The sequence below is a fragment of the Terriglobia bacterium genome, assembly GCA_020073185.1.
Lineage (GTDB): Bacteria > Acidobacteriota > Terriglobia > Terriglobales > Acidobacteriaceae > JAIQGF01.
Genome location: JAIQFT010000017.1, coordinates 63515 through 76657 on the forward strand (window position 1 = coordinate 63515; position 13143 = coordinate 76657).

Consider the following 13143-nt stretch of genomic DNA (forward strand, 5'->3'; position numbering starts at 1 on the left):
TCTGGTTCCGGCAAAATCCAGACCGGACAAGCGTGAACCGAGAACCGACTACCGACAACTTGCATTGGAAAGGATTGCATGCGCCGTTACTTCGGATTGTTGTCTCTGGTATGGATCGCAACACTCACAGTCGCCTTGGGCCAGGAGGCCAGGCCGCACCGCGCGGGCACGGCCGGAGGGTCGCTGCCGTCACGCGCGACGGTCGGGTCCTTCCTCAAGCACATGTTCGGCTTCGATCCCAGTATTTCGTGGACCATCTCCGGCATCAAGCCCTCGCCGGCGGCCGGAATTGCGGAAATCACGCTGGACGTGAAGACGCCGCAGAAAAGCGGCCAGCAAAAGATCTACGTTCTGCCCGGAAACAGGCAGACGATTTTGGGCGAGATGATTCCGTTTCCCGGTGAGCCCGGCGCGCCCAAACCGTCGGATAGCTCCATCAACAGCTTCGTACGGCAGGCGACCGGAGGGGTGAATCCCGCCATCACGTGGACGATTGCCGAGGTCAAGCCAAACGCCGTTGCCAATCTGACTGAGGTCACGGTGGTGCTGGCGACCCCGAAGGGACGCGGCGCCGTGCCCTTTCTGGTGACGGCCGACAGTAAGTGGGCGCTGCGCGGCGACGTGTCGCCGTTTGCTGCCGATCCCTTCGCCGCCGACCGCGCCAAGCTGGAGAAGGGCATGAACGGCCCCTGGCGCGGGCCGGCCAATGCGCCGCTCACGATTGTCGAGTTCGCCGACCTGCAGTGCCCGGCGTGCAAGATGGCGAATTCGGAGATCCAGAAGTTGGTCGCCGATGAACCCAAGGCACGCTTCGTCTTCCAGCAGTTTCCCCTGACGCAGATTCACAAGTGGGCGTTCAAGGCGGCCGAGTTCGGCGATTGCGTGTACCGCGAAAATCCCGCCGCTTTTTGGAAATTTGTGGAGCAGGTTTACGGCGCGCAGGAGACGATTACGGCCGACACCGGCAATTCCGAGGACGCGGGCAAGAAAGCCGAGCAGAAACTGACCGAGTTGGCGACCGCCGCCGGGGTCGATGGCAAGAAGGTGGCTGCCTGCGCCAACCAGCCCGCCACCGCCGAGCGCGTGAACCAGTCGGTGGGGCTGGCAAAGAAAATGCAGGTCGCCGCCACGCCGACTCTGTTCTTGAATGGCCGCCGGGTCGGCAGCCTGGGCCAGATGCCCCACGACCAGTTGAAGCGGCTGGCCGATTTCATGGCGAGGAACAAGTAGTCGTTGGTCCGGAATTGGCCAAGGCGGCCGCGCACCTGGTTCCGGAACCCTAGACGAAGTGCTAACTGCGCGGAATCGTGATCGTCTGCGGGTTCGCCTCGCGCGTGCGCGTCAGGTGCGGCGTGATCAGGACCAGCAGTTCGGCATCGGTCTCCTGCCTGCCACGGTTGGAGGTAGCGGTCCCGAGCAGTGGCAGGCGCGCGATGCCCGGCAGTCCGGTCAACGTGTTTTGCTCCGAGCTACTCAGGGTTCCCGCCACCACGCCCGACTGGCCATCCTTGATCGTGATCGTGCCCGTGTACACACGGTTGCTGATCACCGGCACGCCGTTCAGGGCTTGCCCGCTCAGCGACTTGATCTCCACGTTCAATTCCAGCCGCACGTCGGTGGTGCCATGGATTTGCGGCGTCGCCTTCACGATCAGCCCCAGGTCTTCGTAGCTGAACGATGGAAACGGCGCCACGAAGCTGTTGTTCTGGATCACCTGCGCGATCGCGGGCGTATTGAAGATGGGCGCAAAGGTCGCGTTCAGGATGGGATAACGCGTGCCGATGCGCATGGTGGCCGCATTCCCATGGGAGGCTCGCATCGTCAAGTGTTGGATGTTGGCGACGAACGAATTGTTCTGCGAAAAATTGACCGTGGCGGGCGGGAAGGGAACCGCCATCAGCGTCTTGCCGCCGCCGAAGGTGCCGAAGGGCTGTTGCAGCAACGGGTTTTGCGCCTGGCTCTGCAACTGCGCCAGCAGCGCCGAGATGGCCGTGGTGTTCGCCTGGTTGATGCCGCCGGAGGCGATCAGTTGGTTGATCTGATTTTGAATGTCGGGCTGCGCCAGCAGCGCCAGCGCCGCCGCTGACACGTTAAACGTCTGCCACTGCAGCGGCATGTTGAGGCCGAGACTGCGCACCAGCGAGCGGCTGACCTCGAACACTTGGAACTCCAGCATCACTTGCGGGCGCGAGCTGTCGAGCGACTCCAAAAACACAGTGGCGGCATCGAGGATGTAGCGCGGGGCGCGCACCACCAAGGTCGAGGTCGCGGCCTGCGGCGTGACGTAGCGAATGTCGAAAATGGTGCGTAGCAGGTTGACGACTTCGCTCAGCTCCTGCGCCGCCGTCACGTCCGAAATGTAGAAAGAGCGCAGCGCCATGCGCTCGAACTTGGCGCGGTTCTGGGCGTTGTCGGCGACCACCAGAAACTCGCGCGGCGCAACGGGCGTCCAAAACGTCTTGCTCATGATGCCCGCCACGCGCACGGCCGTCCAGAAGTCCGCGTCTTCCAGGTCGAAGCGCATCTGGCGGCTGGGAGTGGATTCGTCGAAACGGGCCGTGACGCCGAATGCGGTGCCGATCGCCTGGTACACGGCGCGCGTGTCGCCGCGCACGTGAAAATTCTGCGGCTTGTTCACTGGCGGCGACAGGCGCAGTTCGCCGGAGTCCTCGACCACCCGGATGCTGCGCGCGCCGGGCGGCGCCTTGAACGATGCCGCATCCTCCAGCCGCTGCAGGGCGAAGGAGTTGCTGGGATCGAGTTGCAGCGCTTGGCGGAATTCTGCGGCGGCGGCAATCTCCTGGTTCCTCATCAGCAGCTCATTGCCCTTCTGGACGTGATCGTAGACGTTCTTCTGCCGCATGACCTCGCGCGCGGTGGCGTACTCGAGGTTGCGCGGAACCCGGCTCGCGGCGGAATCGAACGCCTCGAACGCCTCGTCCGGCCTGCCGCCCTTCTGCAGCTTCAATCCGCGCGCGAATTCGCGCTGCGCCTGTTTCAACTCCTGCTTGGAAACGCCGCACGCGGCGGGCGCGCGCTTCTGCGCGCATTCCTTCAATTGTTCAAGCTCGGGGTTCGGAGCAGGCGTCGGCGGCGCAGTCTGCGCCCAGACCGCACCACAGAGCAGAACGATTCCGGCGAAAAACCGCGTGGCTCGAATTGTGCCCATTACAGGCTCGCGCCCTGGCGGCCAGGAATCATGATGCGTTCCACCGTGGTGGCGTGGCCGGTGGATTCGTCGCATTCCAGGTACACGCCGCAGAAGTGCACGTCGCCGTGCGCCGACTCCCAGCGCGCCGGCATGTTGGTGAGGAAGCGCTGGATTACCAATTCCTTTTGCACGCCGATCACGCTGTCGTAGGGGCCGGTCATCCCCACGTCGGTCTGGTAGGCGGTGCCGCCGGGCAGGATGCGCGTGTCCGCCGTAGGAATATGGGTGTGCGTGCCGAGTACGGCGGTGGCCCGGCCGTCGAGATACCAGCCCATCGCAACCTTCTCGGAGGTGGCTTCGGCGTGCATGTCCACCAGCACGACCTTGGCCTTGGTCCTGGCCAGCAGCGCGTCGGCGACGCGAAACGGATCGTCATTCTGCGGCAGGAAAACGCGTCCCTGAAGGTTGATGACAGCGTACGGAATGTCTCCCACGCGGCCCTCATACATGCCGACCCCGGGCGTGCCCGCGGGATAATTGGCTGGACGCAGCACGCGCCGCGCCGGGCTGTGCGGGTTGCCGTTCGCCGACTGGAAGTACTCGATGATCTCGCGCTTGTCCCAGACGTGATTGCCGGTGGTGAGCACGGCGATGTTCTGTTCGAAAAGCTCCTCGACGATGGCGGGCGTCAGCCCAAACCCGCCGGCGGCGTTTTCCGCATTGGCGATCACCAGGTCCACCGGTCGCTGTCCGACGAACGCCGGCAGATGCTCGCGCACGCTGACCCGCCCTGGCCGTCCGAAAATGTCGCCGATGAAGAGAATCCGCAACGCTGCGCTCCGCCGAACCTTTCGATGGTAACACGGGAAAAAACGTCGATGGTCGATGGTCGTTGGCAATACGTTGTCGTTAGTCATTGGTCGTTCGCAACTGCCTGAGCAAATCGGCCAACCACTAACGACCAACGTCTACTCGTGCAGTTCCACCGTGGTCAAAAAGTCGTAATTTCCCGGCGGGCTGATCTGGAAGTTGTGGGTGCGCTTCGAGTGCACCAGCACGTTATCCAGATACCACAGGTCAATGTAGGGCAGGTCCTCGGCAAGCAGTTGCTGGATGCGCGCGTAAATCTGCTTGCGCTTCCGCTCGTCGATCTCGCGCCGGCCGAGGTCAATCAGGCGGTCTACCTCGGGGTTGGAATAGTGGCCTCGGTTGGCGCCCGTCGGCGGCGTAAACGTGGAATGAAATGCGTACTGGAACATGTCGGGATCGTTGTTGCCGCCGATCCAGCGCAACGAATAGAGCTGAAACGCGCCCTTCTGCACGTCGGCAAAAAACGTGGCGAACTCGTAGGTTTGGATATCCAGTTCCACGCCAACCACTCGCCACTGCTGTTGCAGCACCGCCGCCAGCAAGCGCGTGGTCTCCTCGGTGGAAGTCTTCATCGCCAGGCGGAAGCGCGCCCCGTTTCTTGCCGGATATCCGGCTGCGTCCAGAAGTTCTCGCGCGCGCTGCGGGTTGTAGTCATACGTCGGCAGGTCGGATGTGAAGGCCCATGATTGCGTCGGCAAAATGCTGTACGCCGGGCGCGCTTCGTCGCGCCACAGGTAGTGGATCGGCGGCCGCCGATCGAGCGCGTAGGCCAGCGCCTGCCGCACGCGCACGTCCTTCAGGATGGGATCGCGCAAATTCAGCGCCAGGTAGGTCAGCACCGTGCCGGGCGTTTGCTGAACTTCGAGCTTGGGATCCTTGCGCAGCGCCAGCACCATGTCGGCGGTGAGCGCATTCAGCGCCACGTCCGCGCTTCCCTTGCGCAGCTCCAGCGCGCGCGTCGTTGTGTCGGGCACCACGGTAAATCGAACTCGTGGCACGCGCGGACGCTCGCCCCAGTACCACTTCGCGATCCTGCTGGTTCCTGATCAGGCGAAACGGCCCGGAGCCGATCGGGTTGCGGTAAAAATCTGCGCCGCTGCCATCGGGCACGATGCCGATCGCGCCATTCGCCACGTTCCACAGTAGCGATGCCCAGGGCTCTTTGAGACGAAAGATCACCGTTCCGTCATCGGGCGCGTCGATGTGGTCCACAAAGCGGTAAGTGCCGGTCTTCACCGTGCGCACGGTGCGGTTCATGATGGAGTCGAAGGTCCACTTGACGTCGCGCGCGGTGAGCGGGCGGCCGTCGTGGAAGCGCGCGTCGCGGCGCAGGTGGAAGACGTAGGTCAGCGGGTCCGGCACTTCCCAGCTTGTCGCCAGCCAGGGTTGCAGGTTGAAGTGCTCGTCGCGGTGCACCAGCGCGTCGAAAAGCAGCTCATCGATGCGCTCCGATTGCGCATCAATGCCGACGCGCGGATCGAGATTGGTGGGGCTGGACTCGATGATCATCACCAGCGTATCCGCGCGCGGTTTTGTCGTGCAGCCGACGGAAAGAAGCAAGACACAGAGGACACAGAAGACACAGAGGAATAGCGGGAGGGACAGCAAGATTTGCGAACCTCTGTGCCCTCTGTGGCTAACCATGGATGTAAGGATACGAGATTTTCCCCAGCACCGCCGCGCGCTCAGCGCCAGTCGCAGCCGGAATGTTCGACGGCACCCGGCGCCACGTCTGATACGCGAGCACCGCGAATGCCACCGCTTCTTTCGCCTCCGACGGCAGGCCGAATTCGTCCGAGGTGCGGATTTTCAGGTCGGGCAGCTCATCGCGCAGCATGGACATCAGCGTCCGGTTCTTCGCGCCGCCGCCGGAAACAGTCATTTCGCGGAATCCTTTTTCTCCGGCGGGCGCCACGAACGCGCGCACTGCATCGGCGATGGAATAGGCCGTCAGTGCGGTGGCGGTGGCGACTACGTCCTCCTTACGCGCGCGGCGGCAGCGGCGCAGAAATTCGGCGACGAACTCGCGCCCAAACTCTTCGCGCCCGGCGGTCTTGGGCGGGCGGCGGCGAAAAAACGCCCGCCGCAACAGGTCTGAGACAACCACGTCGAGCACCCGCCCGCGTGCGGCGATGCGACCGTCGCGGTCGAACGGCTTGCCAAACAGGCGCTCCGTTATCCCGTCGATCACCATGTTGCCCGGGCCGGTGTCGAAGGCAATCACTTGCTCGGGTGAGGCTTTCGCCGGGATGGCGGTGAAATTCGCAATCCCGCCGATGTTCTGCACGATCCGCCCGCGGCGCCGGTGCCGGTAGAGCAGGTAATCGAGGAAGGGAACCAGCGGCGCGCCGGTGCCGCCGGCTGCCATGTCGGCAGGACGAAAGTCGCTGACTACCGGCACGCCTGTCCGCGCCGCGATCACCGCCCCTTCGCCTATCTGCCAGGTGCAGGCGATGTCGCGCCCGAGGAACGCGCGCGCGGTTCCCTGGTGGTAAATCGTCTGCCCGTGGCAACCGATGAGATCGAGCTGCAGGTGCACCTTCTTCGCCGCCGCGCCGATCGCCTCGGCGTAAAGGTCGCCGAGTAGGAAGCTTAGGCGGGAGAGATCCGCCACGCTGGCCCGAGCGTTCATGACGTCGAGCACGGCGCGCCGTACCCGGGGCGGGAAGGGAACTGCCGAATGATGAAGCAGCTCAAACCGCGTGCGAAATCCGCGGCCCAGCACGCGCACGATGGCCACATCAATGCCATCCGCCGAGGTGCCGCTCATCACGCCCGCAACGATCACTCTCGCTCCTGTCAGCTCCTTCACCACGGAGGCGCGGAGACACGGAATTAAGAATACGGAATTAAGAATGCAGAAGCAGAATGAAGAATGGCCGGTTTCTCATTCTTATTTCTTAATTCTTCGTTCTTCATTGCCTCTGTGTTCATCGTTCAGGCCTTTGCCGCGACTACCAGCCGCGCTTCTTCGCTCAACTCCCAGATCTCGCGGCGGAGGCGGTCCAGCGTCTTCTCGGATGGCGCAGGCACGCGGTGCTGCAGTTCGTGAGCCCGTTTCTTGAATGCCATCACCCGGCTAGCTTTTTCGCGGATCAGCTTGGCAAATCTCCTGTCTCGCTCCGCCGCACGCAGCACCGCCTCGTATGCCCGCCAGACTTTTTGCTCATCGTGGCAGACCATGAAAATGTCGGAACCGGCCTGCAGCGTCTCGACCGCCGCCTCTTCGACCGAGGCAGCCGCCAGCACGCCGCCCATCTCCAGGTCATCGCAAAGAATGAGCCCGCGATATCCGATCTTCTTGCGCAGGATGTCGGTGATCCACCTACGCGACAGGCTCGCGGGAGTTTTATCTCTGGTGACTGCCGGATAAGCCGCGTGCGCCACCATCACAAACGCCATCCGCCGGTGCAGCTCGCGATATGGACATAGGTCTTCCTTCAACAGGCGCGCAGCGGGCGTGTTGATCGCCGGCAGCTCGGTGTGCGTATCCAGGTTTGCTCCGCCGAGCCCCGGAAAATGTTTGCCGCAGCCCAGCACTCCCACGTCTTTGAGCCCGCGCAGAAATTCGCGCGCGTAGGCGACGACCTGCTTCGGATCGTCGCCGGAGGTGCGTGACGTCAGCACCTTGCGCGACGGCGCCAACCCCAGGTCCACCACCGGCGCAAAGTTCACGTTGAAGCCGAGCCGCCGGCACTCATCGCCCAGCACCCGCCCATGCCGGCAAAACAACTTCTTGTTGCCCGTGGCAGCGACGTCGGCGACCGAGGGCGCGGGCGCGATCACGTCCTTCAGCCGGTCCACCGTGCCGCCTTCCAGGTCTACGCAACGAAATGCAGGGGTGGTGATGCACTTCTGCGATTCGCGCAACAGCTCCCAGGTCTGTCGCGCGGCGGTGATGTTGCGCTTGAACAAAATGATCCCGCCGGGCTGCAAGTCGGCGAAAGCGGAGCGCAGCCGGGCGGAGATTTCGGTGCCGTCAAAGCCCATGATCAGAAGTTGCCCGACATACTGACGTAAATCACTAAGTTTATAAGTAGTTGTCATTTAGTGAGCTTATCTAAAGTACAGCTCGAATTCATTTCACCTGCTGCTTCAGCGCGTGTAGCAGGTTCAGCGCCTCCAGCGGCGTCAGCCGGTCGAGATCGGCCTCGCGCAACTGCTCGACGATTTTTTGCGACAGCGGCGTGAACATGGTGAGCTGCACTGAACTTGGTTGCAGTTCGTCCGAAGCCAACTCGCTGGTCAGGCGATGCTCGGCCGATTCGTGTTCCGCCAGAACTTCGCGCGCGCGTGCAATCACCTCCGGCGGCAGGCCGGCGAGCTTGGCGACCTCAATTCCATAGCTACGGTCTGCCGCTCCAGGCTCCACCTTGCGCAAGAAGACGATCCCGCCCGCGCCTTCCTTCACCGACACGTGGTAGTTCTTCACGCCGGAAAGCTGATCAGCCAGTTCCGTGAGTTCGTGATAATGGGTGGCAAACAACGTCTTGGCCCGCGTGCGCGCGTGGATGTATTCAATCGCCGCCCACGCGATCGCCAACCCGTCGTAAGTGGCCGTGCCGCGTCCGACCTCATCGAGCAGGATGAGCGAATTCGGTGTCGCGGTGTTCAGGATCGCCGCCGTCTCGGTCATCTCGACCATGAAGGTGGAGCGTCCCCGCGCCAAATTGTCGCTAGCGCCGATGCGCGTGAAGATGCGATCCACCACGCTCAACCGCGCCTCCCGTGCCGGCACGAACGATCCCATCTGCGCCAGGATGAGGATCAGCGCCGCCTGCCGCAGGTACGTTGACTTGCCGCCCATGTTCGGCCCGGTGAGGACCAGGATCGTGTCGCTCGTCGCGTTCAGGTACAAATCGTTGGGGACAAAACGATCGTTGCTCCCGGTCAGTTCCGGACGTTCCACCACCGGGTGGCGTCCCTCGCGGATCTCGATCTCACCGCCTTCGACGAATTTCGGCCGGCAATAATTGTTATTCGCCGCCAAATACGCCAGTCCGGCGAGCACGTCCACCTGCGCAACCGCAAGCGCGGTCTGCCGAATTCGCTTCGCTTCGCCGGCAATCGCCGCGCGCAGTTCGGCAAACAGGCGCCGCTCGATCTCGACAATTTTCTCCTGCGCGTCGAGAATCTTGGCCTCGTACTGTTTCAGTTCGGGCGTGGTGAAGCGCTCGGCATTCACCAGCGTCTGCTTGCGTTCGTAATCCGGCGGCGCCAGTTGCTGGTTGGCTTTGCTGATCTCGATGTAATAGCCAAAGATGGAATTGAACTTGACCTTTAGCGACGCGATGCCCGTCCGCTGCCGTTCGCGTTCTTCGATCTGCGCCAGATACTGCTTGCTGCTGCGGCTGAGGGTACGCAACTCGTCGAGTTCGACGTCAATCGCGCTGCGGATAACGCCACCATCGGCCAGTGTCAGCGGCGGCTCCTCGACCAGCGTGTTCTCGATGCGCGCACGCAGGTCGGCCAGATCATCCACTAACGCCAGCAACGACCGCAGCCGTACGCTCTTGAAACGGCCCAGCGCCTCGCGAATCCCGGGCAGCCGCGCCAGAGATGCCGCCAGCGCCAGCAGGTCGCGCGGGTTCGCCGTCTCCAGCGTGATCCGGCTCAGCAGGCGCTCGATGTCGAGCACGCCGTCCAGCGCACGCCGCAATTCTTCGCGTTCGACGGTCGCGCGCACCTGCTCCTCAACCGCATCAAGGCGCGCGTTGATCTCCGCCGGCTCGATCGACGGGCGCAGCATCCACGCCCGTAGCAGCCGCTTGCCCATCGGCGTCAGGCTGTGATCGATGGCACGAAACAGTGTGACGGCATCTCCGGAGCCGGCAAACAGCGGCTCCACCAGCTCCAGGTTGCGCACTGTGACCGCGTCCAGCACCAGGCAGTTCTGCCGCTCGTAGAACCCGATGCGGTCCACATGCTCCAGGGCGCCGCGCTGCGTGCTGCGTACGTAATGCAGGATCGCGCCCGCCGCGGCCGCGGCCGCCGGCCGGCCGGCCAGCCCGAAACCCTCCAGTGACAGCACCCCAAAATGATTTTCCACCAGTGGAATGGCGTAATCCGGCGGCGCCAGTTGCTGGTTGGCTTTGCTGATCTCGATGTAATAGCCAAAGGAAAGATCGAGCACCGCGAAACCCGCCACTGAGGCGCCCAGCTTGCCGCTGTCCAGCCGCGCCACCGCTGCCAGGAAATTATTCTCGTCCGAGCTCAGCGACGCATCCGCCGCCGTTCCCGGCGTCACCACCCGCGTCACCGCCCGCTTCACCAGCTTCTTCGCCAGGCGCGGGTCTTCCATCTGATCGCATATCGCGACCTTGTATCCCTTCTTGATCAGCTTCGCGATGTACCCTTCGGCGGCGTGATACGGCACGCCGCACATCGGAACCGCGATGCCTTTCTCTTTGTTGCGCGAGGTGAGCGTGATCTGCAGTTCCTTTGCCGCCACCACCGCATCTTCAAAGAACAGCTCATAGAAATCCCCCAACCGGAAGAACAGCAGCGCGTTGGGGTGCTCCTTCTTGATCGCCGCATACTGGCGCATCAAGGGGGTGCCCGGCGCGCTGTCGGCAACGGGCTTCGGGGTGGAAAACTCGTCCATGGATGGCGAAACTTGGGCGGATTATAGCAAGCTGCGACGCGTCAGTTACGCTCTCCAAGGTTTTTGCGTACAATGCTTGCTCTGATGGAATTACGCAAAGACCCAATCACGCGTTCCTGGGTGATCACCGGCGACGATATACCCACGCCCGCTGGCGAAACCCGTTGCCACTTTTGTCCGGACTCGCCCGACGCGCCGCAGGTGATCTCGACACGCCCCTCGCTGGACGGTGGCGCGTGGTCGGCGCGCGCCGTGGTTCATCCCAACCCTCTCTACCGTATCGAGGGCGAGCCGCAGCGCCGCGGCAACGGACTCTACGACCGCATGCGTCCGGTCGGCGCGCACGAGGTACTGGTTGAAAATTCGCGCCACGACGGACATCTGTGGAACGCCAGTGACTCCGACATCGACGAGTTCCTGCTGCTGACGGCGCTCCGCATCCTGGACCTCAAGCGCGACCGGCGTTTCAAGTACATCACCGTGTTCAAGAATCACGGGGAGATGGCGGGCCAGGAATTTGTGCACCCCACGTCGCAGATCACCGCCAGCACCTTCGTGCCGCGCCGCGTCCTCTACGAACTGCGCGCCGGGCGCGAATATTTCCAGCAGAAGGAGCGCTGCGTCTTTTGCGACATCATCGCGCAGGAGGAGCAGCAGGCCTTGCGCGTGGTGGAAGTCCGTGGCGAATATGTTTCCCTGTGTCCGTATGCGCCGCGCGTGCCCTATGAAACCTGGATCATGCCACGGATCCACGAGGCCTTTTTCGAACGGACCGCGCAGCGTCCCGGCGGCACCCGTGACCTCAGTGCGCTGCTGCGGCGCACGTTGCAGCGCATCCGCTCGGTGACGGAGCAGTTCCATCTTGTGGTGCACACCGCTCCCAACACGCTGCACCGCTCGGAAATCCTCAACTACTGGAAGACGATCGACGACGATTACCACTGGCACTTCGAGATTCTTCCGCTGCTGCCCAAGACCGCGAAGTCGTACACCTTCAAAGAGGTGTACTTCACGCCGGTGACGTCGGAGTCGGCGGCGGCGCGCTTGCGCGAGGCCTCTCCGGGAGGCTGAGCGCCCGCTATGATGGCCGCCTTGCGACGAGAGCTGAACATTCTCGCAATCGTATTCGTATCGCTCGCCATGTGCGCCCAGACCGCAGGACCCCCCTGCTGCCCCGACGCGACCAACCAAAAGCAGCTCCTCCTCCGGGAGAAGCTGGAGTCCACGATTCATGACGCAGACCGTGATCTGAATGGGGTTCTGGGCGTCGCCATCCTCGACCTGACCAGCGGCGATCAGTTGCTGCTCCATCCCGATGAAGTCTTCCCGCAGGCCAGCTCCATCAAGATCGCCGTGCTCGCCGAGCTCTATCGTCAGGCGCAGCAAAGCAAGCTCAGGCTCACCGACCTGTACACCGTGGAACAATCTGACCTCGTCCCCGGCAGCGACATCATGGGCGGGCTTACTCCCGGCATCACCCGCGTTACGCTCCGCGACCTCGCCACTATGATGATTGCGGTCAGCGACAACAGCGCCACTAACGTGCTCATCGACCGCGTCGGCATGGACAACGTCAATTCCATGCTCGCCGGCCTCGGCCTGAAGAACACGCGCCTGCGGCGCAAGATGATGGACCTTAACGCCGCCCAGCAGGGCCGCGAAAATATCTCCACCCCGCGCGAGATGATGACCTTGCTGGAAGCCATCTATCGCGGCAAACTCTTGAGCCCGGAACTAACCGCCGGCTTCGTCAAGTTGCTCGCCACCCACAAGGACAGCCCCATCCGCAAAGCGCTGCCCGACGCCGTCGTCTCCGCCGACAAGCCCGGCGAACTCGAAGGTGTGCGCGCTGATTCCGGCATCGTCTACGCCCGGAACCGCCCCTTCCTGATCTGCGTCATGAGCGCGTATCTGAAAGACGAAGCAGCGGGCGAAGCGGCCATTGGCAAGGTCGCCGCCGCCGCTTACGACTATTTCGACCGCCTCGGCCGCTCTTCCCCTTACGGCCGCACCGTCTCGCCGTACGATTCTCGTCCGTGACCGCCTGGAGCCTGAAGTCTGCGATGACGATCCGCCGCATCAAGACCTACAGCGCGCAAACCGGCTACGTCTACGAGTACTACTTCGTGGGCAAGCGCCGCGCGCTGCCGGACCAACTCCCCGCCACCGAGTTCGTCTTCGACGTCAGCTCCGACCGCAAGACCCGGTATGCGGTCAGCGTCTTCCTCGCCGACTCCGCCGTGAGCGACTGGGCTGCCGCGCGCGGCCGTTTGCTCACCGAGCCGGAGCAGTACGCCGCCGTCAAGCTGCGCCTGCTGCGCGGTTTCGACGAGATTGACGACATGCTGGCCTCGGGCCGCCGTCTCCTCCTCGATACCGCCGTTGAACTGGGCGAGCTTCTCGGCAGCCTGGGTATCGAGTAGTTCCGGCGGCCGGTGACCCACGTCACAGCCGTTTGTGACCAGCTCCGCTGCGCCTCCGCGCGCCCGGGCAGCATCATGGACACGGAGACGGGCGC

General features: G+C 63.3%; 9 protein-coding genes and 1 pseudogene. 4 read left to right on the forward strand and 6 right to left on the reverse strand.

Annotation, left to right across the window (positions count from 1 at the left end; all coding sequences use genetic code 11):
• Positions 1–78 precede the first annotated feature (78 nt).
• On the forward strand, positions 79–1230 hold the full coding sequence (locus tag LAN64_08355) for a DsbA family protein (protein ID MBZ5567847.1): 1152 nt from the start codon (positions 79–81) through the stop codon (positions 1228–1230).
• A gap of 61 nt (positions 1231–1291) precedes the next feature.
• On the opposite strand, the gene LAN64_08360 is transcribed toward LAN64_08355, so the two are convergent.
• The 6 genes and pseudogenes from LAN64_08360 to mutS form a co-directional block, all read right to left on the reverse strand.
• Positions 1292–3169, reverse strand: coding sequence for a hypothetical protein (locus LAN64_08360; protein ID MBZ5567848.1), 1878 nt, complete (start codon positions 3167–3169; stop codon positions 1292–1294).
• Complete coding sequence (locus tag LAN64_08365; protein MBZ5567849.1) at positions 3169–3981, reverse strand: TIGR00282 family metallophosphoesterase; 813 nt, start codon at positions 3979–3981, stop codon at positions 3169–3171. Before LAN64_08365 ends, LAN64_08360 begins: the two co-directional genes overlap by 1 nt.
• A gap of 138 nt (positions 3982–4119) precedes the next feature.
• Positions 4120–5530: pseudogene (locus tag LAN64_08370) on the reverse strand (ABC transporter substrate-binding protein).
• Between the two features lie 127 nt (positions 5531–5657).
• Entirely contained in the window at positions 5658–6809 is a 1152-nt protein-coding gene (locus LAN64_08375) for an anhydro-N-acetylmuramic acid kinase (GenBank protein MBZ5567850.1), read from the reverse strand.
• 149 nt (positions 6810–6958) lie between these two features.
• A complete protein-coding gene (nagZ, locus tag LAN64_08380; GenBank protein MBZ5567851.1) occupies positions 6959–8068 on the reverse strand; it encodes a beta-N-acetylhexosaminidase in 1110 nt (369 codons plus the stop codon).
• Between the two features lie 31 nt (positions 8069–8099).
• Positions 8100–10625 carry a DNA mismatch repair protein MutS gene (mutS, locus tag LAN64_08385; GenBank protein ID MBZ5567852.1) on the reverse strand — a complete coding sequence of 842 codons (2526 nt, stop codon included), beginning with the start codon at positions 10623–10625 and terminating at the stop codon, positions 8100–8102.
• Between the two features lie 84 nt (positions 10626–10709).
• Here mutS and LAN64_08390 point away from each other — a divergent pair, with 84 nt between their 5' ends.
• The 3 genes from LAN64_08390 (at position 10710) to LAN64_08400 (ending at position 13048) form a co-directional block, all read left to right on the forward strand.
• Complete coding sequence (locus tag LAN64_08390; protein ID MBZ5567853.1) at positions 10710–11696, forward strand: hypothetical protein; 987 nt, start codon at positions 10710–10712, stop codon at positions 11694–11696.
• 69 nt (positions 11697–11765) lie between these two features.
• Positions 11766–12665, forward strand: a complete 900-nt coding sequence (locus LAN64_08395) for a class A beta-lactamase-related serine hydrolase (protein MBZ5567854.1) — start codon at positions 11766–11768, stop codon at positions 12663–12665.
• Between the two features lie 23 nt (positions 12666–12688).
• A complete protein-coding gene (locus LAN64_08400) occupies positions 12689–13048 on the forward strand; it encodes a hypothetical protein (protein MBZ5567855.1) in 360 nt (119 codons plus the stop codon).
• Positions 13049–13143 lie beyond the last annotated feature (95 nt).